Raw genomic sequence first — 22,810 nt, 5'->3', positions numbered from 1 at the left:
ATGACGCGCTACATCCTCCGCCGGCTCGCGCTGGCCGTGGTGGTCGTGCTGCTGGTCACCGTGGTGACGTTCGTGCTGCTGCATTTGCTGCCCGGCGGCCCGGCCCGCGGCGTTCTCGGGGTGAAGGCCACCGAGGCGCAGATCGCCGCGTTCAACCACGCGCAAGGCTTCGACCAGCCGCTTCCGGTGCAGTACTGGGATTACCTGCTGCGCTTGCTGCGAGGCGACCTCGGCGAGTCGTACACGCAGAACTCGCCGGTCAGCACCCTGCTGGCCGAGCGGATGCCGAAAACCTTGCTGCTCACCGTCGTGTCCACCGCGCTCGCGATCCTCGTCGCGCTCCCGCTCGGGGTCTGGCAAGCGGTTCGCCGCGGCCGTACCGCGGATGTGCTCACCACGGCGATCACCTTCGTGCTCTACGCGACGCCGGTGTTTTTCCTGTCGCTAGTGCTGATCATCCTGTTCGCGCAGGTCTTGCCGTGGTTCCCGGCGCAGGCCGCGCAGGGCGAAACGATCGGCGAACTGCTGTCCCAACCAGGCGCGCTGGTCCTTCCAGTGCTCGCCGGGACCGGGGCCGCGCTCGCCGCGTTCAGCCGGTACATGCGGGCTTCCACTCTGGACAGTCTCGCTGAGGACTTCGTGCGCACCGCGCGAGCCAAGGGAACGCCGGAGCGCACGATCATCTGGCGGCACGTCTGGCCGAACTCGCTGACCTCGGTGGTTTCCATGCTCGGCTACTACGTGCCGGTGGTGTTCGGCGGTTCGCTGGTCGTCGAATCGATGTTCAACTACCCCGGCATCGGCCTGCTGTTCTGGACCGCGACCCGCACCGCCGATTTCCCGGTGCTGCTGGGCGTCGTGCTCGTGATCGCCGTGGCGACCGTGCTCGGCTCCCTGCTCGCGGACCTGATCCAGCTGGCGATCGACCCGCGGGTGCGGGTGAAGGGAGCGCGGTCGTGACTGTCCTTTCGCGGCTGGTTGCCCGCAAATCCGCCGTCGTCGGAGCGATCCTGCTGCTGCTCGTGGTGGCGTTCTGTTTCCTCGGGCCGGTGTTCTACGGCACCGACCAGTCCCACACCGACCTCGCCTCGGCCCGCCTCGGGCCGGGCGGTGGGCATCCGCTCGGCACCGACGACCTCGGCTACGACGTCCTCGGCAGGCTGATGGTCGCCGGCCGGACGTCGCTGGTCATCGGCGTGCTCGCCGGGCTCATCGCGACCGCGATCGGCGCGGTGTGGGGCGCGGTCGCCGGGTACACCGGCGGCTGGCTCGACACCGTGCTGATGCGGATCGTCGACACCGGCGTCGCGATCCCGGCGCTGTTCCTGCTGCTGGTGGCCGCGACGCTGGTCACCCCGAGCGTCGGCGTGCTGGCCCTGCTGATCGGCGCGGTGTCGTGGCTGGTGCCCGCGCGGCTGATGCGCGCGGAAACGGTGAGCCTGCGCGAACGCGACTACATCCGCGCGATCACCGTGCTCGGCGCGAGCCGCACGCGCGTGGTGTTCCGGCACATCATTCCGAATGCGATCGGCACCGTGGTGGTGAACGCGACGTTCCAGATCGCCGACGCGATCCTGCTCGTGGCGTACGTCAGTTTCCTCGGCCTCGGCGTGCCCGCCCCCAATACCGACTGGGGAGCGATGCTGTCCAAAGGAATTACCTACACCTTCGACGGCGCGTGGTGGCTGATTCTGCCGCCGGGCATCGCGATCGTCCTCGTGGTGTGCGCGATCAACTTCCTCGGCGACGGGCTGCGCGACGCGTTCGCGGTGAAGGGGCGACGATGAGCGAAGCAGTGCTGGACATTCGTGACCTGCGGGTGTCCTATTCCGACGGCGCGACGGCGGTCGACGGGCTGAGCCTGTCGGTCGCGCCCGGCGAGATCGTGGCGGTGGTCGGCGAGTCCGGCTCCGGCAAGAGCACGGCCGCGCTCGCGGTGCTCGGGCTGCTGCCGGGCTCCGCGCGGGTCGCCGGGTCGATCGAGCTGGCCGGGCAGAACGTGCTCGACCTGCGCGGCGAAGACCTGCGGAAACTGCGCGGGCCCGGTGCCGGGATGGTGTTCCAGGAGCCGATGACCGCGCTGAACCCGTTGCGGACCATCGGGTTCCAGCTCGCCGAGGCGATCCGCAACCACGACCCGGAGAAGCTGCGCCACCGCCGGTACTACGACCGGTGCGCCGAACTGCTCGACCGCGTCGGCGTGCCGGAACCGGCCGCGCGGCTCAAGCAGTACCCGCACGAGCTGTCCGGCGGGCTGCGGCAGCGCGTGATGATCGCGATCGCGCTCGCCGCCGGACCGAAGCTGATCATCGCGGACGAGCCGACCACCGCGCTCGACGTCACGGTGCAGCAGCAGATTCTCGACCTGCTGCGCGATATCCGCGACCGCGAAGGCACCGCGACGCTGCTGATCACGCACAACATGGGCGTGGTCGCCGATGTCGCGGACCGCGTCGCGGTGCTGCGGAACGGCAAGCTCGTCGAAGAAGCTCCGGCGGCAGAACTGTTCGAGGCGCCGAAGGCCGAATACACCCGGGAACTGCTGGCCGCGGTTCCGCAACTGGGTTCGTTCTCGCACGAACCGGCGGGCGAAGAAACCCGGAAGCCGGTGCTGGCGCTGTCGAAGGTGGTGGTCGAGTACGGCGGACGGCGGGTGGTGAACGACGTTTCCCTGTCCGTCTCACCCGGTGAGATCGTCGGGCTCGTCGGCGAATCCGGTTCGGGGAAAACCACGCTCGGGAACTGCGCGCTGGGCCTGGTCACACCGAAATCCGGCGCCGTCGAAGTGCTCGGCGGGCCGCTGCCGAAAGGCACCGGCCGTTCCGCGCGGGCGGTCCGGCGGCAGATCGGCGCGGTGTTCCAGGACCCGGCGTCGTCGCTCGACCCGCGGATGACGGTCGCGCAGACCGTCGCCGAACCGCTGGTGGTGCACACCTCGGCCGGCCGCGGCGAGCGCCGGCGGCGGGTGCGGGAACTCCTCGACGCGGTGGAGCTGCCGGAAAGCCTGCTCGACCGGTACGGGCACGAGCTGTCCGGCGGGCAGCGGCAGCGCGTGAGCCTCGCCCGCGCCCTGGTGCTGGGCCCGAAGCTGCTGATCGCCGACGAACCGACGAGCGCGCTGGACGTGTCGGTGCAGGCAGCGGTGCTGGAGGTGTTCCGGCGGCTGCACCGCGAGTTCGGCTTCGGCTGCCTGTTCGTCAGTCACGACCTGGCGGTGGTCGACAGCCTGTGCGACCGGGTGGCCGTGCTGCGCGCGGGCGAACTGGTGGAGGAAGGGCCGGCGGACACGGTGTTGCGCACTCCGGAACACCCATACACGCAGGCGTTGCTGCTTTCCTCGCCGGTGCCGGATCCGCAGCTGCAGCGAAGCCGGCGCGAGGCGCTGGCCGGCGCGGACCCCGCGGCGTGACGGGGTTGCGGGCCGGAGTCGACATCGGCGGGACGAAAACCCTGGTGGTGGTGTGCGACGAGGAAGGCAGGGAACTCGGGTCGGCGTCCGCGCCCTCGGAAGCGCACCGGGGCGGCGCGGCGATCCTCGACCGCGCGGCGGAGCTGGTCAGCTCGCTGGTGCCGGACCGCGCGGCGCTCGCCGGGGTCGGCGTCGGCGCGGCGGGCGTCGTCGACCCGGTGACCGGAACAGTGCTGGTCACCGGGGATTCGTTCACCGGATGGGCGGGCACGCCGGTCAACGCCGAGCTGTCCGCGCGGCTCGGCGGGGTGCCGGTGCGCACCGTCAACGACGTCGACGGCTTCCTGCTCGGCGAGCTGCTGCCGGGCGAGCGGAACGTGCTCGGCGTAGCGGTCGGGACCGGCGTCGGCGGCGCGTTGTTCGTGGACGGGCGGCTGCTGTACGGCGGCGCGACCGGGGCAGGCGAGATCGGGCACGTCGGCCGCTACGGGGAGGAACGCTGCACTTGCGGGCAGATCGGACACCTCGAGGCGTACGCGGCCGGACGGGCGTTGTCCCGCCGCTACGCCGAAGCGACCGGTCGAACCCGTCCCGCGGAGTCCGTCGCCGCGGAAGCGCTCGCCGGGGACCAGGCCGCGCAAGCGGTCTTCGCCGACGCGGGCCGGTTCCTCGGCCAGGCGATCGCGCACGCGGCCGGGCTGCTCGGCCTCTCGACCTGCGTGCTCGGCGGTTCGGTGGTCAAGTCCTGGGCCCTGCTGGAGAAACCGGTACGGGAAGCGCTGCGGGAACGGCCGCTGCTGTCCGGGGAACCGGTGTCGATCCGGCTCGCCCGGCACGGGGCGAAATCCGTGGCGCTGGGCGCGGCCGGCCTCACTGATGGTATCCGGCGGTCACCGGACGTGAGCAACCCCTAAACCAGTCCTCTGTGGACCATCGAGAAAACCGCGGCCTCGGGGTATACGCTGTCGGGCACCGACGGAGCCGGGGGCAACGATGCGCGCGAAGCTGGGCGGAACGGGACAGGCGAGAACTGCGCGGGACCACGCGCGTGAGCATGGTCTCCACCCCGCTGACAGCAGGTGACTTGGTCTATACCATTCCGGTGATCATTTCCCGTCCGGTGGCCAACGAGGGGATCCCATGCCCGTCATCAGGCGCAATATCGTCCCGCTCCGGTATTCCGACCCGAGCGTCGTGGCCTACGTGCGCAGCCCGAGCGACTGGATGGTGTCCAACTGCGGGTGGATCCGGGGCAGGGAAGGGGTTCTGCTCGTCGACACCTGCGGCACCGAACGCGACACGCTCGACCTGGTCAGCGACGTCCGCAAGTACTCGACCCGCGAAATGCCGCTCACGCTCGTGCTGACCCACGCGCACGGCACCCACCACAACGGAGCCGGGGTCGCGCTGCGCAACGGCGGCCGGATCCTGGCCGCGCCCGCCGCGGTGCCGATCATCCGCTCCGGACCGCAGTGCCACGAGGAGATCTTCGCCTGCGCGAACTGGGGCAAGCTCGAGGCGCCGCCGGCCGACGCGGTGCACGCGGTGATTGAACCGGTCGAGGTGGACCTCGGCGGAGTCGTCGTGGAGGTCGTCCCATTCCCCGGGACCGCGCACACCGACGGCGACCTCGTGCTGTTCGAACCGCGCACCGGCACGCTCTTCACCGGCGACCTGCTGTCGGTCGGGTCCACGCCGTTCGCCGTGCACGGCTCGATCCCGGGCTGGCTGACCGCATTGGACTGGCTCGACAAAATGTTCCCGGACGTCCGCACCTTCGTGCCCGGGCACGGCGGGCTCAGCCATCCGGGCAGTTTCCCGGTCGCGGTGCTGCGCACTTATCTGCACTGGCTGCTCGACGCGACCGCGGGCCCGGGCACGCCGGACTTTTCCGCGCTCGCCGCGATCGCCCGCCGCCGCTGGCCCACATGGACGGTTCCGGAACGGCATATCGGGAATCTGCTGCGCGCGCACGCCGACCAGCACGGGGAACAACTCTCGTCCGCCGACGCGATGCGCGCGATCCGCGACGCCGCCGGCGGCAAGATCGACCTGGACGCACTGCTCGGACTCGGCAAGTCTTAACCGCGGGAAATCGATTCCCCGGCCCGCCGCCACGCGCTTCCGGCACGGCCGCGCGGCGGGGAAACCGCTATTTCCCCCTGGCAGCCAGAAGGGCGCCGCCGGGAATCCCGGCGGCGCCCGCACCGCTGATCACTAGCCGCGGCCCCCGCGGCACAGCTGCCGAAAAGAACGCTCAGGCGCTGGCCTTCTTGCGCGTCGCGCGCTTGCGAGCCGGCTTGGCCGGAGCCTCGGTGTCGCGCTCCTCGTAGGCCTTCACGATCTCCGCCGGGAGCCGGCCCCGGTCGGACACGGTGAAACCGTTGGCCTCGGCCCACTCGCGCATCGCCTTGTTGCGCTCGCGGTCCGCGGCGGTCGAAGCCGGCCGCGGGGACTGCCCGGCGGCCATCCGGACCTTGCGGCCGCCGACCCGGCGCGAGGCGGCGACGTAACGGGCCAGCTCTTCCCGCAGTGCGGCAGCGTTCTCTTCGGACAGATCGATCTCGTAGCTCACGCCGTCGAGACTGAACGGGACGGTCTGCTCGGCGATGCTGCCGTCGATGTCGTCCACCATCTCGACATGGACTTTTTGCGCCATGATTCGCGTTCCTTCACCTTCTACAGGATGTGCCTGCGATTACCCTATCGTGTCGAGTGACGGACCGCGCAGCGCGACTCCATTCTTGTCCCGGATCCCGTCCTTTCCCGGGCGCCTTCGGCGCCCAATCCGCGACTGCGCGCACAGTTCCCGCGCACTGGAAAATTTCCAGCATCGCGGTATTCGCACGTCGTTTCCCGCTGAGCGGACGGGAGACCGGCCCGGAAACGGCCGAAGGCCACCGGGTCGAAACCCGATGGCCTTCGGTGCGCGAGGCGAAACGCGAGCTAGTGCCGCCCGGCCGGAGCCCCGGTCTCCGGGTCGAGCGGGAGCTTGCCCGCCTGCGGCCGCCAGAAGTTGAACATGTTCCAGAGTCCGCCCGCGCGAGTGTCGAACGAGCCGTTCCCGACCCGGCCGGAGAACCAGTTGTCCTCGATGAACCGAAGCACCGAGGTCTGGTCGGTCCGGGTGTGGTCGACGTAGTTCACCTTGCTGTAGGGCGAGACGACCAGCAGCGGCAGCCGCGGGCCGTAGCCGCAGCGGTCGGCGTGCCCGCCGAGCCCGGCCGGCTTACCGGTGCACACGGCCTGGTCCTGCGACGCGTCCTGCGAACCGTTGACGATCTTGGAGTTCTCGTGGTCGTACCAGCCGTCGGAGTCGTCGTAGGCGAGCACGATCGCCGTCGAACGCCACTCCGGCGACTGCTGGATCTTGTTGATCTCGTCCACGACGAACCGCTGCTCGTCGAGCGGGTCGGAATAGCCCGCGTGCCCGTCCTGGTACTCCGGGGCCTTGAGGAAGCTCACCGCGGGCATCGAACCGGCCTTGAGCGCGTCGTCGAAGTCGCTCGTGTCGTACTGGTGGTTGGCCCGGTCGGTCTGCCCGATCGCCCGCACCGACGACGGAGGCAGGTGGTGCGGGTTCGAAGTGGACTTGTAGTACTGGAAGGGCTGGTGGTGCGGGCTGTAGTCCACGGAGGACTGATTGCCGATGTTCGCGTGCTTCTGCCCGCAGACCGCGTAGCCGTTATCGGTGCCGGTCGGCTTGAAGCCGCCCTGGAACCAGCCCCACGTGACGTGCCGGTCGTTCAGCAGGTCGCCGATGTTGCGGCCCCGCATCGCGCCGAGGTTGTCCTTCGCGGTGTGGTTCTTGTCCGAGCAGTCGTCCCACGCCGGGTCCGGGTCGTTGATCACGGTGCCGACGCCGTTCTCGTCCGGCGACGCGACGACGTAGGAGTCGCTCTTCGGCTCGTGCGTGACCGGGTCGACCGCCTGGATCCCGTGCGTCTGGCCGGAGATCAGGTTGATCGCGCCCGGGGTGGACGGGCCGAAGACGGTGTTGAACGAGTTGTCGCTCAGCGCGTAGTGCTGCGCGTAGTTCCACATGCCGGTGACGGTGTTGCCGTCGTAGTAGTCCATGACCAGGCCCGGCTCGCCGAACAGGACCGGCTGGCCCTTGCACTTGTCGGTCTCGGTCTTCTCGACGAACTTGTCCATCTTGCCGCCGTCGAACGCGGCCTGCTCGGCGCCGTAGCTGTGGTTCTGGTCGCAGGTGAGCGCCTGGTCCGGCCCGAGCCGCTTCGGGTTGTAGGCGTTCGGATTCCGGGTGAGCAGCTTGTCGTCGAGGCCGTTCACCTTCGGCGTGTTCTTCGCCGCCTGGAACGGGGTGCCGTTCTCGTTGGTGGCGTTCGGGTACGTGCCGAAGTAGTGGTCGAACGAGATGTTCTCGCCGAAGATCACCACGACGTGCTTGATCGGGGTGAGCGTGGGCAGCCATGACGCCGGCAGCGGGTGCAGCGGCTGGGCCTGCGCGGACGACGCCGCGGACCCGGTGACGATCGCGAGCACGGCCGCCGAGGCGAGCGCGCCCGCGCCGAGCAGGCGACGGCGCCGCCTGCCGAATGCTGTGTCCACTGAGGATTCCTCCTGGTTTCGCGGGGTGGGGATCGGGACGCGCCTCAGGCGAGGAGCGCCCGGCCGAAGTGGTCGCTGGGACCGGTGACGCCGGGCAGCGCGAAGAAGTAGCCGCCGCCGAACGGGGAGAGGTAGTCGACGAGCGGTTCGTCGATCAGCCGCTTCTGCACGGTTTCGAACTGCCGCTCGAGATCCTGCTGGTAACAGGTGAAGACGAGACCCATGTCGAGGTTGCCGTTGGCGTCCACCCCGCGGTCGTAGTTGACCGAGCGGCGCAGGATCCGCTCTCCGTCGGTTTGCGGGGTGCGCGGGTTGGCCTTGCGGATGTGGCTGGTGAGCGGGATGACGGTGCCGATCGGATCGTCGGCGTACCGCGGTTCGTCCTGTTCGGACGCCCCGTCCAGCGGTGCGCCGGTGTCGCGGCGGCGGCCGAACATGTTCTCCTGCTCGGCGATCGACACCCGGTCCCAGAACTCCACCAGCATCCGGATCAGCCGGATCACCTGGTAACTGCCGCCGGTCGTCCACGCCGGCTCGCCCGCTCCGGACACCCACACCAGCCGGTCCATTTCGGACTCGCCCGGATTCGCGGTGCCGTCCTTGAACCCCATCAGGTTGCGCGGGGTGCCGGACGGCCGGGACGGAGAGCTGAAGCCGTTGATCTTCCAGCGCACCTGCATCCCGCCGCGGGTCGCCCGGGTCAGGTCGCGCAACGCGTGCAGCACGGTGTCGGTGTCGCTCGCGGACAACGTGAGCGACAGATCGCCGTGGCACTGCGCGGCGTCGAGCGCGTCGTTGGGGAACATGGTCATCGGCTTGAGCTTCTGGGGCTTGCGGTCGGCCAGCCCGTACCGTCCGTCGAAAAGGGACGATCCGACGCCGACGATCACGCCGAGGTCGCTGTGCGGCACCACCGGCCCGAGCACGCCGGAATCCGCGGGCGGGGCGGTAATGCCGAGCGAGGCCGGAGCACCGCCGTTCGCGAGAAACCGCGCGCGGTCGGTGATCTCCTGGAACAACTGGGTCAATTCGGCACGGTTCTCAGCGACCACGTCGAAGGACGCGACGATGCTCTGCGCGGGTGGCTGGCGGAGAATCGCTGCTTGCTTGGGCCCGTGGAACGGAACCGTGTTCTGGCTTTCGCTCGCGCTAGCAGTCACCCCGATCCCAGCCGCCGCGGTGATGCCCGCGCCGACGACGGTCCGGCGCAGGAAGGAGCGGCGAGAGGATTCCGTCGTCACGAGGTCCTCCTCGGCTCCGCGATCGCGGCGATCGGCGCGAGCAGCTCGGTCAATTCGCTGACGTCGGCATTGAGCTTCTGCCGCTGCGCCGCGGACAACTGCCGCACCGGCGTCCACGAGTTGTCCGGCTTCTTGGCGCTGTCGAGGGCAGCTTTGGTGCGCTCCATCCACTTGTCCACCTTGGACAGTGCCGGATAGCGCGGAGCGAGCACCGGACGCAGCACGTCGAGGACCGCCTGTGTCCCCTCGAGATTCGCGCGAGCGGTGGCGAGATTGGTGCCGCTGCCGTAATCGGTGCGAGCGGTCAGTTCGAATTGCAGGGTGTTCTCCACGATCTCGTGCGCGCGCAAGCCAAGGTCGTTCGGATCGACCTGACTGTCCGCAAAGGACTTGCAGAGCTTCTGCACGTCGCTGTCCAACTGCTCAGCCACCGGAACAAGGGCGGCGAGGTCTTCGTTGTGCCACAGCCCGGATTCGAGCCGATGAAACCCGGTGAACTCCGAACTCTTGACCCCGTCCGGCTTACCGTCAGCGGTCCCGTTGATGGCTTTGTCCGAGTCGCCGAAGGCGTTGTATGCCGCACCGAGCCGTTCGTAGTCAAGATGCGCCACGAGCCAAGCACCTTGACTCGCACCACGATCGTTGCCGCGAATGGCTTCCTTCACCTTGCCGACGTCAGCAGCCAACTGCTCGAGCCCGTGCGTCACCTGTGCTTGATAGGACTTCAACGGCCCGAGCAGATCATTCTGCGTCACCGGCGCGACCCCCGGCCCGCGCTCAGCCCCGCCGCTCACCGTGACCGCAGGCCCGACAATCGCCGCCGAATCCTCAGGAAGGCAACGGAATGCGTAGGACCCATTGCCAAGCGTCACCTGCAATGGCCGGATAGTCCCGCTTCCCAGCCCCTCGACCTCGCCGTAAACAACCCCGGTCGCCGGATCGATCAGATCCACCTCGGCGGTGACGGTCCCGGTGTTGTGCAGGCGAAAAGTCTGCACGCCCGGCCGCGGATCCGCCCAGCCCTGCCCGCACGCAGAACGGGAAATCTGAATCTCCGGATCCTGCGCCGAAGCCCCTTCGGGCCACACCGCGACCGCGACCCCCGTCACGACCGCGATCGCGATCCCACCGCCGACCAAGCGGGCACGCACAGACCCCGGCACTCTTTTTCCTTCCGGCACACGTTCGGGCTACCGGCCGGAATTATGCGTGCGGAAAGTGAAGAAACCCTGGTCGAGAACATCGCCTACCCGGGAATTCACCAGGACTTCAACCAAACAACGGAAGAAATCGGATATAGCCGCCAAAGCGTATGGCCATGAGCTGCCCGGTTCGCCGGGTATGACACTTTCGCTCGGCGGCCGGACAAGGGAGGTCTCCCAGTACCGGTATCACCAGGATCTCCCGCCGGTCCAGCGATCCCGGCAACCTGGGCGAGCACCTGCTTCCCCGGCGAAGGAACGAAGACCCATGACGGACAGCCAGTTCACCACTCACTCCGGCCTTTTCGACCTGAGCGGAAAACACGCGCTTGTCACCGGCGGCACCAGGGGAATCGGGATGATGATCGCGCGCGGCCTTCTGCGGGCGGGCGCCCGCGTGATCGTCAGCTCGCGCACGGCGGACGCGTGCGCGGAGGCACAGCGGCTGCTGTCCGAATTCGGCGACGTGCAAGCAATCCCCGCCGACCTGTCCAGGCACGACGAATGCCAGCGCCTCGCCGAGCTGGTCCAGACCGGTTCGGAACGCCTGGACATCCTCGTCAACAACGCCGGAGCGATGCGGCGCGCACCGCTGGAGACGTTCCCGGCGCAGGACTGGGACGACGTGCTCGACCTCAACCTCAAATCGCCGTTCTGGCTGGTGCAGGCGCTGCTCCCGGCTCTGCGCAGGGCGGGGACCGCCGCCGATCCCGCCCGGATCGTCAACATCGGCAGCATCGCCGCCGTCCACGTCGCCGAGGCCCCCAACTACTCGTACGCCGCCAGCAAAGCGGCACTCCATCAGCTCACCAGGGTGCTCGCCAGGGAACTGGGCCCGCAGCACATCACGGTTAACGCGGTGGCCCCGGGAGTGTTCCCGTCTCAGATGATGGCGGCCACGATCGACGCCATCGGCGACACGATCGCGGCGAAGACCCCGCTGCGTCGGCTCGGCCGCGCCGACGACATGGCGGGCGTCGCCGTGTTCCTCGCCAGCCGGGCCGGGTCTTACCTGACCGGCGCCATCGTCCCGGTCGACGGCGGCATCGCCACGACCGCCTCGGGCAGCTAGCCGTCACGGGCGCCGCACGGGTGCGCGGCCATCGGGGTACCGGCAGGGCCTCCCTCCGCGTTCGGGCAGGGCTTACCGTGAGGGGGTGGCCACGCTCGATCCGCGCACCGAGATCAAGGAGTTCCTGAGCTCCCGTCGCGCGAGGATCACGCCTGAGCAGGCCGGGCTGCCCGCTTACGGCGGCCACCGCCGGGTCAAAGGTCTGCGACGCGAAGAAGTCGCGCTGCTGGCCGGAGTGTCGGTCGACTACTACGTGCGCATGGAGCGCGGCAGCCTCGCCGGGGCCTCCGACGGAGTGCTCGACGCGGTGGCCGCCGCCCTGCACCTCACCGAGGCCGAGCGCGAGCACCTGTTCCAGCTCGCGCGCCGCTCGAGGACACCCGGCAGTCCCCGCCGCCGACCCGCCGCGACGGTGCGCCCGGCGCTGCGCCAAGTGCTCGCCGCCATCACCGACGCCCCGGCCTGGATCTGCAACGGCCGCTACGACGTACTGGCCACGAACCCCCTCGCCCGCGCACTGTATTCCCCAATGCTGACCGGCTCGCGGCAATCGGCGAACACCGCGCGATTCCTCTACCTGGAACCCGACGCGGCGAGAACGTTCTTCGTGGACTACGACCGCGTCACCTCCGACGTAGCCGCGAAACTGCGCATGGAAGCCGGCCGCGACCCGCACGACCAAGACCTGATCGCCCTGGTCGGCGAACTGTCCACCCGCAGCGAACTGTTCCGGCGGCAGTGGGCGTCCCAGAACGTCCGGCTCCACCGGTCCGGCCGCAAACGCCTGCACCACCCGGTCGTCGGCCGGCTCGACCTGGACGTCGAATCGATGGACCTGCCCACCGACCCCGGCCTGCTCCTGAACGTCTACACCGCACCCGCCGGCACCGCCGCCGCGGACAGCCTCGCCCTCCTGGCGTCCTGGGCGGCCGGCCGGGAGACTCAAGCGCTCAGCTGACCTTCCACCGGCGCGGCGGCGAGCCGAAAACCGGTGCCCCCGCAGCACGGATTCCGGCTAGCGTGAAGCAGTTCGCACGAAGGGCGGGAAGCATGAACCACACCGAACTGACCGACCGTTTCGCCACCCTGACCACCGCACACCTGGCCGACGGCTGCCTGCGCGCCCGCCTGACCGTCCGCTGCGCCCCAGCCGGAACCCGGGCAGTCATCCCAGGTCAGAAGCTCTGCGGCAGGGTCCTCCCCGCCCGGCACGCGGGCAGCGTCGACGTCTTCCTGGAAGCCCTCACCGCCGCGCAGCCGGGCGATGTCCTCGTAGTCGACAACCGAGGACGCCTCGACGAGAGCTGTGTCGGCGATCTCATCACCGCCGAAACAGCGGCGGCCGGCCTCAGCGGCATAGTGATCTGGGGCCTGCACCGAGACACCGCCGAACTACGCGAAATCGGCTTCCCGGTGTACAGCCTGGGCTCGCTGTCCACCGGTCCGCTGCACCTCTACGACCGCGCCGCCGACGCGCTGGAAGCCGCCACCGTCGGCGAGTGGACCGTGACCACCGACGACCTCGTGTTCGGCGACGACGACGGCGTGCTTTTCGTCCCCGCCGCGCAAGCCGCCGAGGTATTCCGGCTCGCCGAGTCCATTCGCGACACCGAACACCGGCAGGCGGCGAAAATCCGCGACGGCGTCACCCTCCGCGAGCAGGTCCGGTTCACCGAGTTCCTGACCCGCCGGGAAAGCGATCCGTCCTATACGTTCCGGCAGCACCTCCGCACGAAAGACAGCGCCATTGAAGAATAAGAAAACGGCCTTGATCACCGGGGTCGGCAGGCAAGCTGGAATCGGAGCCGCGATCGCCGCCCGGATGCGAGAAGACGGCTGGAACGTCATCACGACGCACTGGTCCGACTACGACCGCCGAATGCCCTGGGGAGCCGACGAAACCGTCCAGGGCATCGAAGCCGACCTAGCCGACCCGGGAACACCGGCGAGACTGTTCGACCAGATCGACGGTGACGTCCAGGCATTAGTGCTCGCGCATTGCGAGTCCGTGGATTCCAGCCTGCTCGACACCACAGTGGACAGTTTCGACCGGCACTTCGCGGTGAACGCCCGCGCGAGCTGGCTGTTGATCCGCGAGTTCGCGCAGCGCTACCGCGGACCGCACGGCGCTGGCCGGATCGTGGCACTCACCAGCGACGCCGTGGTGCACAACCTGCCGTACGGGGCAAGCAAAGGCGCACTCGACCGCATCATTCTCGCCGCAGCCGGGGAACTCGGTCGCCTCGGCATCACAGCGAACGCGGTAAACCCGGGCGCGACCGACACCGGCTGGATCCCCGACGCCCACCGAGAAGCCTTCGCACAGCACAATCCGCTAGGCCGGATCGGCACCCCACGCGACTGCGCCGGCCTAGTAGCGTTCCTGTGCGGCCCGGAAGGCGGCTGGGTGAACGGTCAGATCCTCGTCTCCAATGGAGGTGCGCCATAACCGACAAACATCTCGCCTACGTCCTGCTCCCCCGCGGCGAAACCGTGCTGCTGATCCGCCGTGCGCCGGACACTTTCCTCGGCGGGCATTGGGGATTTCCCCGGCGGCACAGTCGAACCCGGCGAAGCCCCGGAGGCCACCGCGGTACGGGAAGTCGCCGAGGAAACCGGGCTGCGCGTGCGGCTCGCCGGGGAACGGGCCCGCCAATCCTGGCCGGACCGCACCGGCAAGCCGTTCACCGTGCATGCCGCCTACTACGACGCGCATCCGGAATTCCTCGGCGACCTTCAGCTCAACCCGGCCGAACACGACGACCACCGCTGGCTGACTCCCGCCGACGCGGCCGGACTCCCCCTGTCCGACCACGTCAGGCAGGTACTGCTCGGCTGAAATCCCGCGCGAGCTGCACAGCCCGGTCCCGCAACAACGCACGGGCCTCCGCTACGCACCGGTGTTCGTCCGGTTCCACATCGGTCAGCGCGTACACCCCGGCGAAACCTGCTTCCCGCCACTCCGGCGCGGAAAGCAGGCATCGCCCGGCCAAGGCGACCACTGGCGTGCCGCCCGCGGCCCGGAGCACGCCCATCGGTGCTTTCCCGTGCAGTGACTGGGTATCCAGCGAACCCTCGCCGGTGATGACAAGCCGGGCATCGCGGGCGGCGGCCGGGAAACCCAGCAGCTCCAGCAACACCTCGATACCGGGCCGAAGGCGAGCGCCGAGTCCGGTGAGGACACCGAACCCGACGCCGCCTGCCGCGCCGGCGCCCGGGGTGGTGGCGTGCGCGGAGCCCACAACTTCGGCCCACCGAGCAAGTCCGCGTTCCAGCACCGCGACCTCGGCGGGACCAGCGCCCTTCTGCGGCCCGTAGACCGCGGCCGCGCCATCCACCCCCAGCAGCGGGTTGTCCACATCGGACGCCAGGACAATGTCCACTTCGGGCAGTCCAGACAGCTCCACTGTGGACAACTCCGTCAGCGCCGCACCGCCCGGTGGAAGCGGTTCGCCGGAAGCGTCGAGCAGTCGCGCGCCCAAGGCAGTCAGCAACCCAGCCCCGCCATCAGTGCAGGCGCTGCCGCCGACGCCGAGCACGATCTGCGTCGCCCCGGCGGCACGGGCGGCCGCGATCAGCTCGCCCGTGCCGTAGCTCGACGCTCTCAGCGGCTCCGGCCGGCCGCCGGGCAAGCGGTGGAGGCCGGACGCCTCCGCCAGCTCGACCACGGCGACCGTCCCGCGCAGCGCGTAGTACGCGGTGATCCGGCGGCCGGTCGGACCGGAAACCCGCACCGGAATCCGCCGGAACCCGGCGGCGACCGCGGCGGCGACCGTGCCGTCGCCGCCGTCCGCCACCGGCAGCTGCCGCACCGGCTCGCCCGGCGCGACCTCGGCGAACGCCGCGGCCACCACCTCCGCGACCTCCGCCGCGGTGAGCGAGCCCTTGAACTTGTCCGGGGCGACCAGAACCGTCACGCCGCGGCCTTGAACGCGCGCCAGTCGCCGATTTCCGTGATGTCCCGCAGCTGCACGTGCGAGGTCTGCGGCCGCCGCAGCAGCATCGCGAACGCCGAACTGCCGTCGGCCAGTTCGACCACGCCCAGCTCCAGCTCCGGCGGTTCGGACGGGAGCACCCGGTCGCGCAACTGGTCCAGCGTGAGGTCGTAGACCTCGCCGGAGATCGCCGCGCCGCCGTGCGCTACCGGGACCAGCGCCGGGCATTGCCCGCCCACCGAATAGAACCGGTACTTCGGGGCGGTGGTCGTTTCGGCCACCAGTGGAGCGCCGTCGAGCAGATGGTGCAGGGGTTCGCCGCGCATCGCGCCGCCGTTGAGGAACATCAGAGGCATTGTGGAATCCTTTCCGCGCGGCGCAGCCGCTCCGTTGAGGGTGGTGGTGGGGCGGTAGCCGGGCTTTCTGTCAGAGGATCGCCTTCACCACGTCGATTCCGAAATAGACGGTGAACACGAGCGCGAGCACGGTGAGGATCCAGCCTGCTTCACGCCACTTCCCGCGGAAGGTCTTGATCAGCACGAATGCGATGAGGCCCGCGCCGACGCCGTTGGTGATGGAGTAGGTGAACGGAATGAGCGCGACCGTCAGGAACACCGGAATCGTGTAATCCGGGTCGTTCCACGGGATATTGCGGCATTGCGCCACCATCATCCCGCCGATCACCACGAGCGCGGGCGCGGCGGCCTGCGCCGGGACAATGCCCGCGATCGGGGTGAACAGCAGCGTCGCCCCGAACAAGAGTCCCGTCACGACACTCGCCAGCCCGGTCCGCGCGCCCTCCCCGACGCCGGCCGCGGACTCCAGGAACACGGTGTTCGGCGACGAGCCGGACACCCCGCCCGCGATCGCCCCGGCCCCGTCCACGAACAGGATCCGGCCCATCCTCGGCACCCGGCCGTTCTTCGACAGCCCCGCCTCGGCCGACACGCTGGTGATCGTGCCCATCGCGTCGAAAAATCCGGACAGCACCAGGGTGAACAGGAAGATCGTCGCGGTCAGCGCGCCCGCCCTGGCGAATCCGCCGAACAGGTCGACGTGCCCGAGCAGCCCGAAATCAGGAGCCGCCACCACGGAATTCGGCAGCGTCGGCGTCGTCAACCCCCATTCGCCGACGCCGAATCCGTCGTGCAGCACCACCGCGAGCACGGTCGCCGCGGCGATGCTGATCAGCACCGCACCCGGCACCTTCCGCGACATCAGCACGGTCATCAGCAACAAGCCGAAGCAGAACACCGCGATCGGCCAGCCGTCGAGATGCCCGTCGAGCCCGAGTCGCACCGGGACAGTCGAATGCGCGGCGTCCGGGGTCCGCGTGACGAACCCCGCGCTCACCAGGCCGACGAGCGCGATATACAGCCCGATGCCGACGGTGATCGCGGTTTTCAACGGCCCGGGAATCGCGTTCATAATGCGTTCCCGGACCCCGCTGACCGCCATCAGCACAATGCAGACGCCTTCCAGCACCACGAGCCCGAAGGCCTGCGCCCACGTCATCGCCGGGGCCATCTGGAACGCGACGATGCCGTTGATGCCGAGTCCGGCGGCGAGCGCGAGCGGCGCGTTGCCGACGAGTCCCATGAGGACAGTCATCACCGCGGCGGCGAGCGCGGTCGCGGTGGTCACTTGCGCGGCACTGAGTTTCGCGCCGGTGATGTCGGCGGAAGCGCCGAGGATGAGCGGGTTGAGCAAAACGATGTAGGCCATCGCGACGAAGGTGGTCAAGCCGCCGCGTACTTCCCGGCCCACGGTAGTGTCGCGAGCGCGTATTTCGAACAGTCGCTCCACAATGGACTTGCGCTGCGGTCCGGGAGCCGAGGTCACCGCTTCGTCGAGGCGTACCTGGGTCATGCGTCCTCCCCTTGCCGGTGGGTGTGCCGAACCGCACCCCTGGCACAGGCAACGGGCGGCGCGGCGGGACGGTGGGTCGTGAGTGGCGATCCCGGTTAGAACCGGGATCGCCGCTCACGACGGCTCAGTACTCGATCCGGTCGGACCGGTTGAGCCAGGCGGAGAACGGGGCGAAAGCGTCCGGTGTGGACACTCGCGAAACCGGGGTCTGCCACGTTTCGCGCGGGTGTTCGAAAAGCTCGTAGAAGGCCCGGTCGTCGAAACCGGCGCGGGCGGCGTCGTCCCGGTCGGCCGCGTACAGCACGCGGTCCACGCGCGCCCACAGCGACGACGCGAGGCACATCGGGCACGGCTCGCACGAGGAGACGAGCACGCAGCCGGCCAGGCTGAACGTGCCGAGCGCCTGGCAGGCGGCGCGGATCGCGACCACCTCGGCGTGCGCGGTCGGGTCCAGCGACGGGGTGACACGGTTGACGCCGGTCGCGACGATCTCGCCGTCCTTCACCACGAGCGCGCCGAACGGGCCGCCGCCGTCGGCGACGTTCTTCTCGGCGATCCGCACGCATTCGGCGAGCCAGGCGCGTTCGACGTCGGCATCGATGGACACGGTCATGACAGTAGCGCTCCCAACAGCTCGGGTTTCGGTGTGCTCAGGACCAGGCCGGGCCGGCCGGCGGGGCGTCGTCGCGCAGGACGGTGCCCTCGATCAGCCCGTAGGGCCGGTCGGCGGCGTAGAAGACCTCGCCGGGGTTGTCGAGGCCGAACGGCTCGAGGTCGACGAGGAAATGGTGCTTGTTCGGCAGCGAGAACCGGATCTCCGCGATCTCCGGGACGGCCTCCAGCACCGCCTGGCCCATCGCGTACAGGGTCTGCTGCAGGGAGAGGCTGTGCGTGCCGCCGAACGCGTCGAGCAGCGTGGCGACCGCGGTTTCGTGCGCGTGCGCCCAGTCGGTCTCCTCGACGGAGAACCGCCAGGTCGCGGAGACCGCGGTGGCGAGAATCCGGTCCTTGACCTCGGCCAGCGTCGTGTATTCGTCGCGCGGGAAGCCCCAGAATTCCGATCCGGTGGAGTTGAGCACGGTCAGGTCCTCCACCCCGCCGAGCACCCAGGCCCGCTCGCCGTCGTAGGTGACGCGGGCGGTGCGCGTGCCCGCGCCGGAACGCACGAACGAATGGTGCGCCGGACGGCCGCCGACCCGCAGCCGCTCCCACGGATGGGCCACGATCCCGACGCGGGCGAGGTGGATGCTCTCCTGGCTGGACACGAAGTGCCGGGCCAGCCGCAGCGCGAAGTCCTCGATCTCGCCGATGCCGTCGCGGGCGAAGGCGAACACGGTGTTCTTCTGCGTGTCGGTGGCCAGCACCTTGTCGTTGGCCCCGGTCAGGTGGGTGTCGCTCAGGTCGCCCGACAGCGACACGCTCACGGTGAGGTCGGTGAGCCGGTGCTCGTCTCCGGCACGGTCGACGCGGACCAGCCGGTTCTCGGCCTTCCCGTAGCGGTTGTCGCCAAGAACGATCGCCATTGGTCATCCCTTCTCGTTCGCTCGCCGAGTGAGTACACCTGCCGCGGCGTGGCCCGGGCCACGGCAGATCCGCCGAAAGCGGCGGCGGCGAACGGCCGGTTTTTCGTAGTTTCCGCCAAACCCCTCTGGTGTGCGGTACTGATGGGCGGAAGGAGGCGCGCATGCGGCTGGGTGCACTGCTCGACACCCCGGAGCTGGGGTTGCGGCTGCTGGCGGGCGAGAAGGCGCGCGACCGGGAGTTCGGCCGCGTCTTCCAGGCGACCCTGCAGGATCCGACGCGGTATCTCGACGGCGGCGAGATCGTGCTGTGCGGCCTGCGCTGGCTGCCCGGTCCGGCGGACGCGGACGCGTTCGTCGGCAAACTCGCCGCGGCGGGCGTGACCGCGCTCGGGGCGGGCACCGCCGAGGTCGGCGGCCCGGTGCCGGACTACCTCGTGGCCGCCTGCGAACGCGTCGGCCTGCCGTTGTTCGAGGTGCCGGTGTCGGTTTCGTTCGCGACCGTGGCCGAACGGGTCATCCTGGGCCTGGCCGCGGAACGCTCGGCTCCCGCCCGCGATTCGCACCGGCGGCTGGTGGCCGCGGTGACCTCCGGCCACGGACTGTCCGCGCTGGTCAAGGCCGGCGAGGAGGAGCTGGGCGCCGGCTGTCTCGTGCTGAGCGCGACCGGGCGGCAGCTGGCCGGCGGACCCGAACTGCCCGCCGCGCGCCGCACCGCGCTGGCCCGGAAGTTCCTGCGCGCCGAACGGCTGCCGTGCCAGGACGGCCCGGTCACGCTGCTCGGCGCGGCCGGCCGCTCCGGGCACCGGATCGCGAGCTGGTTCCTGGTGGTGGACGGCGATCCGGCGCAGTGGCCGTCCGCGCGCCGGGAGCTGGCACTGGAACTCGCGGCGCTGGTCGGGCTCGAACGGTCCCGGGTCGACGAGGCCCGGCGGATCGAGAACCGGGCGGCCGAACCGCTGCTGCGGCTGGTGCTCTCCGACGACGCCGCGCCGGGCGAGCTGACGTCGCGGCTGGCCGCCGCCGGGTTCGCGCCGCAGGAACCGGTGACGACGCTGTCCGCCGAGGTCCGCGGCGGCGGGCCCGGGCTCGCGCAGGTGCTGGTGGAGGAACTGCTTTCGGCCACCGGACAGCCGATGCTGGTGGCGACCGTCGACGGCGAGACGTTCGGCCTCTTCTCCTCGCGCGACACCGAGGCGCTGCGGGAAGCGGTGCACACGATCGAGCCCGCGCTCGGGTCCGCGCGATTGACGCTCGGCCTCAGCCGGGCCGCGGACGCCGCCGGTCTCCGCGCCGGCGTGCAGGAGGCCCGGCACGCGCGCACCCTGGCCGCGCTGACCCCGGGCCGCGCGACGGTGCTGTCCGGCGACGAAGTGGCGTCGCATCTGCTGCTGCTCGCCGCCGTGCCGGAGGACTTGCGCCGGACATTCGGCGAAAAAGTACTGGGTCCGGTACTCGCGTACGACGCGGCACACGGTTCCGAATTGATAACGACGCTCAAGGCGTTCCTGGAACATTCGGGATCTTGGACGCGGACTTCGGCCACTCTGCACTTGCACGTGAACACTCTGCGATACCGGATCACCCGGATCGGCGAACTCACCGGACGCGATCCGAGCCGGTTCGCCGACCGCGTGGATCTTTATCTGGCCGGCTGCTTCACGCAGAACTGGGGGTGGTCTTGACCATCCGCCCGAAATGTCCTGCGGAAACGCCGGGCGGCAGCATTTTCCGTACCCGGCAACGGAAATCCCGGCAGTACGGTTATCCGTAAAGAGTTATTGGGAATACTTGACCATTCGATGAAGCTCGCCGGCACTCGGGAGGAGGATGCACCATCCGACCGAGCGTCCTACCCTGAGGCCATGTACATCGCATTGCTGTCCTACACAGCGCCTCGAAACGAAGTCGACTACGCGCTCGCGGAACACGCGGAGTGGCTGCGAAGCCAGTTCGCGCACGGATTGTTCCTCGTTTCCGGAAAAGGAAACGAGGACGCCGACCAGGTCATCATCACCCGCCCGTGCGCGCGCGGCAAGCTCGACGCCGTGCTCGCCACCGACCCGCTCGTGCTGCAACGGCTCGCGCGCTACCGCGTGATCGAATTCTCCGCCACCCGCACCGCCGACGAGTTCCTGACCGTCAACGAGGCGCTCGTCTCCTGATCGCACCGCTGTCCGCAGCTCGACCGAACGCCCGGACGCAGGTGGCCTCCGGACCTCTCCGCCCGCCACCTGCCGGACGTACTCCCGCCGCGAACTCGCCTATGATCACGCGAGATCTTCGTTCCGGCCCGGGAGACCGCATGCACACGCCCGACCTCGTGTTCCGAGGCCGTCGCCTCACCAGTGACCGCGCCCTGGTGATGGCCATCATCAACCGCACCCCCGACTCCTTCTACGACAACGGCGCGACCTTCGAAGAAGCACCCGCGCAGGCCGCCATCCGCCGCGCGCACGCCGAGGGAGCCGACCTGATCGACATCGGCGGCGTGCCCGCGGGCAAGGGCCCCGAGGTCACCGCGGCCGAGGAGATCCGGCGGGTGGTGCCGACCGTCGAATGGGCTCGCGAGAACTTCCCCGAGCTGGTGATCAGCGTGGACACCTACCGCGCCGAGGTCGCCGACGCCGTCTGCCGCGCGGGCGCGGACCTGGTCAACGACAACTGGGCCGCGGTGGAGCCGGAAATCCTCGACGTCGCCGCCGAACACGGCGCGGGCTACATCTGCTCGCACACCAACGGTCTCGTGCCGCGCACCGAAGCGCTCCGGCCGGTGTACGACGACGTGGTGGCCGCGGTGGTCGAAGGAACCACCGAGCTGGCCGAGCGCGCGCTCGCCGCGGGCGTGCCGCGCGAGGGCATCATGATCGACCCCTGCATCGACTTCGGGAAGAACTCCTACCAGTCGCTCGAGCTGCTGCGGCACGTCGACGTGCTGGTCGCGACCGGCTGGCCGGTGCTGATGGCGCTGTCGAACAAGGATGTGATCGGCGAAACGCTGGACCTCCCGGTCGGCGAACGAGTGATCGGCACGCTGGCCGCCACGGCGGTCTCCGCGATGCACGGCGCGGCGATGTTCCGCGCGCACCAGGTCCGCGAGACGCGGCAGGTCGCGGAGATGGTGGCGAGCATCGTCGGCACCCGGCCGCCGGCGAACGTTGTACGGTCGGTCTGATGCGCGAGATCTTTCCCGGAAACTCAGACCGCACCGAGGCCGACGTCGAGCGGCTGTACAGCTATCCGGACGTGCCGAAGTGGCTCGCGGTGAACTTCGTGTCGAGCGCCGACGGCGGGATCACCATCGACGGCCGCTCCGGCGGGCTGTCGACCCCCGCGGACCGGATCGTCTACCGGCTGGGCAACGACCTCGCCGACGTCCTGCTGGTCGGCGCGGGCACCGCGCTGGCCGAGGGATTCGAGGGCCTGCGCCCGGACGAGAAGACCGCGGAACGGCGGCGCAGGCACGGGCTGGCCCCGATCGCGCCGATCGCCGTGGTCAGCACCGGCCGTTCGCTGCCGCCGGACGCCCCGGTGATCACCAAGGCGCTGGTGCCGACGATCGTCATCACCAGCGCGGCGACCGACCCGGAGCTGCGCGCCGCGTGGGCGTCGGCCGGGGCGGACGTCCTGATCGCCGGGACCGGCGACCCAACGTTGCACGAAGCCACCGGCGACCCGGCCCTGCACGCGGACCCGGACGACCAGCGCCCGCGCCCCCGGCACGGCGACGTCGACCTGCGGGCCGCGGTGGAGGAGCTGGCCCGGCGAGGCCTCCGCCGGATCGACTGCGAGGGCGGACCACACCTGTTCGCGTCGCTGCTGGCCGCGGGCGTGGTGGACGAACTGCGCCTGACCGTCGCCCCGATGCTGATCGCCGGGGACGCACCCCGCGTCGCGATGGGCGCGGCCATCGACCCGCGGCAGCTTGAACTGCTTTCCGCACTGGTGGACGACAACTCAGTACTCTTGCGGTATCGCGTCCACTGACCC

23 protein-coding genes are annotated in these 22,810 nt (G+C 69.8%); 14 read left to right on the top strand and 9 right to left on the bottom strand.

All coding sequences use genetic code 11. The features are described 5' to 3' along the window. From F9C11_RS15575 to F9C11_RS15555, 5 genes are all read left to right on the top strand, one after another. Positions 1-960: an ABC transporter permease gene (locus F9C11_RS15575; protein WP_409185575.1), complete on the top strand. Its 960-nt coding sequence runs from the start codon at positions 1-3 to the stop codon at positions 958-960. After that, positions 957-1,787 (top strand): ABC transporter permease, encoded by an 831-nt coding sequence (locus tag F9C11_RS15570; RefSeq protein WP_409185574.1) that lies wholly within the window; start codon positions 957-959, stop codon positions 1,785-1,787. Before F9C11_RS15575 ends, F9C11_RS15570 begins: the two co-directional genes overlap by 4 nt. Beyond that, positions 1,784-3,409 carry a dipeptide ABC transporter ATP-binding protein gene (locus F9C11_RS15565; protein WP_409185573.1) on the top strand — a complete coding sequence of 542 codons (1,626 nt, stop codon included), beginning with the start codon at positions 1,784-1,786 and terminating at the stop codon, positions 3,407-3,409. Before F9C11_RS15570 ends, F9C11_RS15565 begins: the two co-directional genes overlap by 4 nt. Next, positions 3,406-4,323 (top strand): ROK family protein, encoded by a 918-nt coding sequence (locus F9C11_RS15560; RefSeq protein ID WP_409185572.1) that lies wholly within the window; start codon positions 3,406-3,408, stop codon positions 4,321-4,323. Before F9C11_RS15565 ends, F9C11_RS15560 begins: the two co-directional genes overlap by 4 nt. A 226-nt stretch (positions 4,324-4,549) precedes the next feature. Further along, positions 4,550-5,494 carry an MBL fold metallo-hydrolase gene (locus F9C11_RS15555; RefSeq protein WP_409185571.1) on the top strand — a complete coding sequence of 315 codons (945 nt, stop codon included), beginning with the start codon at positions 4,550-4,552 and terminating at the stop codon, positions 5,492-5,494. A gap of 172 nt (positions 5,495-5,666) precedes the next feature. Here the strand turns inward: F9C11_RS15555 and F9C11_RS15550 are convergent, their stop codons facing one another. The 4 genes from F9C11_RS15550 to F9C11_RS15535 all read right to left on the bottom strand — a co-directional run bounded on the left by F9C11_RS15550 (position 5,667) and on the right by F9C11_RS15535 (position 10,331). Further along, positions 5,667-6,068, bottom strand: coding sequence for an Lsr2 family protein (locus F9C11_RS15550; protein WP_009082354.1), 402 nt, complete (start codon positions 6,066-6,068; stop codon positions 5,667-5,669). A 287-nt stretch (positions 6,069-6,355) separates the two neighbouring features. Then, positions 6,356-7,981 (bottom strand): phospholipase C, encoded by a 1,626-nt coding sequence (locus F9C11_RS15545; protein WP_409185570.1) that lies wholly within the window; start codon positions 7,979-7,981, stop codon positions 6,356-6,358. Between the two features lie 44 nt (positions 7,982-8,025). After that, the gene (locus F9C11_RS15540; protein WP_409185569.1) at positions 8,026-9,222 is read right to left on the bottom strand and encodes a Dyp-type peroxidase; all 1,197 of its coding nucleotides are present in this window, start codon (positions 9,220-9,222) and stop codon (positions 8,026-8,028) included. Then, positions 9,219-10,331: an EfeM/EfeO family lipoprotein gene (locus F9C11_RS15535; protein ID WP_409185568.1), complete on the bottom strand. Its 1,113-nt coding sequence runs from the start codon at positions 10,329-10,331 to the stop codon at positions 9,219-9,221. The genes F9C11_RS15540 and F9C11_RS15535 overlap by 4 nt, the downstream gene beginning before the upstream one ends. A gap of 361 nt (positions 10,332-10,692) precedes the next feature. Between F9C11_RS15535 and F9C11_RS15530 the strand changes: the two genes are divergently transcribed. From F9C11_RS15530 to F9C11_RS15510, 5 genes are all read left to right on the top strand, one after another. Beyond that, complete coding sequence (locus F9C11_RS15530) at positions 10,693-11,496, top strand: SDR family oxidoreductase (RefSeq protein WP_409185567.1); 804 nt, start codon at positions 10,693-10,695, stop codon at positions 11,494-11,496. An 85-nt stretch (positions 11,497-11,581) separates the two neighbouring features. Beyond that, positions 11,582-12,454, top strand: coding sequence for a helix-turn-helix domain-containing protein (locus F9C11_RS15525; protein ID WP_409185566.1), 873 nt, complete (start codon positions 11,582-11,584; stop codon positions 12,452-12,454). A 92-nt stretch (positions 12,455-12,546) separates the two neighbouring features. Next, positions 12,547-13,254: an RraA family protein gene (locus F9C11_RS15520; protein WP_409185565.1), complete on the top strand. Its 708-nt coding sequence runs from the start codon at positions 12,547-12,549 to the stop codon at positions 13,252-13,254. A gap of 10 nt (positions 13,255-13,264) precedes the next feature. Continuing rightward, positions 13,265-13,945: an SDR family oxidoreductase gene (locus F9C11_RS15515; protein ID WP_409185564.1), complete on the top strand. Its 681-nt coding sequence runs from the start codon at positions 13,265-13,267 to the stop codon at positions 13,943-13,945. Between the two features lie 60 nt (positions 13,946-14,005). After that, on the top strand, positions 14,006-14,335 hold the full coding sequence (locus tag F9C11_RS15510) for an NUDIX hydrolase (protein ID WP_409185563.1): 330 nt from the start codon (positions 14,006-14,008) through the stop codon (positions 14,333-14,335). Here F9C11_RS15510 and F9C11_RS15505 read toward each other — a convergent pair. The 5 genes from F9C11_RS15505 to pucL all read right to left on the bottom strand — a co-directional run bounded on the left by F9C11_RS15505 (position 14,313) and on the right by pucL (position 18,823). After that, positions 14,313-15,413 carry a glycerate kinase gene (locus F9C11_RS15505; RefSeq protein ID WP_409185562.1) on the bottom strand — a complete coding sequence of 367 codons (1,101 nt, stop codon included), beginning with the start codon at positions 15,411-15,413 and terminating at the stop codon, positions 14,313-14,315. The genes F9C11_RS15510 and F9C11_RS15505 overlap by 23 nt on opposite strands. Further along, complete coding sequence (locus F9C11_RS15500; protein WP_409185561.1) at positions 15,410-15,787, bottom strand: gamma-glutamylcyclotransferase; 378 nt, start codon at positions 15,785-15,787, stop codon at positions 15,410-15,412. The genes F9C11_RS15505 and F9C11_RS15500 overlap by 4 nt, the downstream gene beginning before the upstream one ends. A 70-nt stretch (positions 15,788-15,857) precedes the next feature. Continuing rightward, positions 15,858-17,300: an NCS2 family permease gene (locus tag F9C11_RS15495; RefSeq protein WP_409185560.1), complete on the bottom strand. Its 1,443-nt coding sequence runs from the start codon at positions 17,298-17,300 to the stop codon at positions 15,858-15,860. A gap of 124 nt (positions 17,301-17,424) precedes the next feature. Continuing rightward, positions 17,425-17,913, bottom strand: coding sequence for a nucleoside deaminase (locus tag F9C11_RS15490; RefSeq protein WP_409185559.1), 489 nt, complete (start codon positions 17,911-17,913; stop codon positions 17,425-17,427). 37 nt (positions 17,914-17,950) lie between these two features. Beyond that, positions 17,951-18,823 (bottom strand): factor-independent urate hydroxylase, encoded by an 873-nt coding sequence (gene pucL, locus F9C11_RS15485; protein ID WP_409185558.1) that lies wholly within the window; start codon positions 18,821-18,823, stop codon positions 17,951-17,953. 161 nt (positions 18,824-18,984) lie between these two features. Here pucL and F9C11_RS15480 point away from each other — a divergent pair, with 161 nt between their 5' ends. The 4 genes from F9C11_RS15480 to F9C11_RS15465 all read left to right on the top strand — a co-directional run bounded on the left by F9C11_RS15480 (position 18,985) and on the right by F9C11_RS15465 (position 22,807). Beyond that, on the top strand, positions 18,985-20,505 hold the full coding sequence (locus tag F9C11_RS15480) for a PucR family transcriptional regulator (RefSeq protein ID WP_409185557.1): 1,521 nt from the start codon (positions 18,985-18,987) through the stop codon (positions 20,503-20,505). 180 nt (positions 20,506-20,685) lie between these two features. Then, positions 20,686-20,985 (top strand): YciI family protein, encoded by a 300-nt coding sequence (locus F9C11_RS15475; RefSeq protein ID WP_409185556.1) that lies wholly within the window; start codon positions 20,686-20,688, stop codon positions 20,983-20,985. Between the two features lie 140 nt (positions 20,986-21,125). Further along, positions 21,126-21,995, top strand: coding sequence for a dihydropteroate synthase (gene folP, locus F9C11_RS15470; RefSeq protein ID WP_409185555.1), 870 nt, complete (start codon positions 21,126-21,128; stop codon positions 21,993-21,995). Further along, entirely contained in the window at positions 21,995-22,807 is an 813-nt protein-coding gene (locus F9C11_RS15465; protein ID WP_409185554.1) for a dihydrofolate reductase family protein, read from the top strand. The genes folP and F9C11_RS15465 overlap by 1 nt, the downstream gene beginning before the upstream one ends. Positions 22,808-22,810: the final 3 nt, after the last annotated feature.

The sequence above is a fragment of the Amycolatopsis sp. VS8301801F10 genome, from assembly GCF_046195355.1.
Classification (GTDB): domain Bacteria; phylum Actinomycetota; class Actinomycetes; order Mycobacteriales; family Pseudonocardiaceae; genus Amycolatopsis.
This window is presented reverse-complemented; position numbering and strand designations above follow the sequence as displayed.

What these genes read in the sequence shown, in the direction of transcription:
- F9C11_RS15575 (WP_409185575.1), top strand. Translation starts at nt 1, where the DNA reads ATGACGCGCTACATCCTCCGCCGGCTCGCGCTGGCCGTGGTGGTCGTG.
- F9C11_RS15565 (WP_409185573.1), top strand. Translation starts at nt 1,784, where the DNA reads ATGAGCGAAGCAGTGCTGGACATTCGTGACCTGCGGGTGTCCTATTCC.
- F9C11_RS15555 (WP_409185571.1), top strand. Translation starts at nt 4,550, where the DNA reads ATGCCCGTCATCAGGCGCAATATCGTCCCGCTCCGGTATTCCGACCCG.
- F9C11_RS15550 (WP_009082354.1), bottom strand. Translation starts at nt 6,068, where the DNA reads ATGGCGCAAAAAGTCCATGTCGAGATGGTGGACGACATCGACGGCAGC.
- F9C11_RS15530 (WP_409185567.1), top strand. Translation starts at nt 10,693, where the DNA reads ATGACGGACAGCCAGTTCACCACTCACTCCGGCCTTTTCGACCTGAGC.
- F9C11_RS15520 (WP_409185565.1), top strand. Translation starts at nt 12,547, where the DNA reads ATGAACCACACCGAACTGACCGACCGTTTCGCCACCCTGACCACCGCA.
- F9C11_RS15500 (WP_409185561.1), bottom strand. Translation starts at nt 15,787, where the DNA reads ATGCCTCTGATGTTCCTCAACGGCGGCGCGATGCGCGGCGAACCCCTG.
- F9C11_RS15495 (WP_409185560.1), bottom strand. Translation starts at nt 17,300, where the DNA reads ATGACCCAGGTACGCCTCGACGAAGCGGTGACCTCGGCTCCCGGACCG.
- F9C11_RS15490 (WP_409185559.1), bottom strand. Translation starts at nt 17,913, where the DNA reads ATGACCGTGTCCATCGATGCCGACGTCGAACGCGCCTGGCTCGCCGAA.
- pucL (WP_409185558.1), bottom strand. Translation starts at nt 18,823, where the DNA reads ATGGCGATCGTTCTTGGCGACAACCGCTACGGGAAGGCCGAGAACCGG.
- F9C11_RS15480 (WP_409185557.1), top strand. Translation starts at nt 18,985, where the DNA reads ATGCGGCTGGGTGCACTGCTCGACACCCCGGAGCTGGGGTTGCGGCTG.
- F9C11_RS15475 (WP_409185556.1), top strand. Translation starts at nt 20,686, where the DNA reads ATGTACATCGCATTGCTGTCCTACACAGCGCCTCGAAACGAAGTCGAC.
- folP (WP_409185555.1), top strand. Translation starts at nt 21,126, where the DNA reads ATGCACACGCCCGACCTCGTGTTCCGAGGCCGTCGCCTCACCAGTGAC.
- F9C11_RS15465 (WP_409185554.1), top strand. Translation starts at nt 21,995, where the DNA reads ATGCGCGAGATCTTTCCCGGAAACTCAGACCGCACCGAGGCCGACGTC.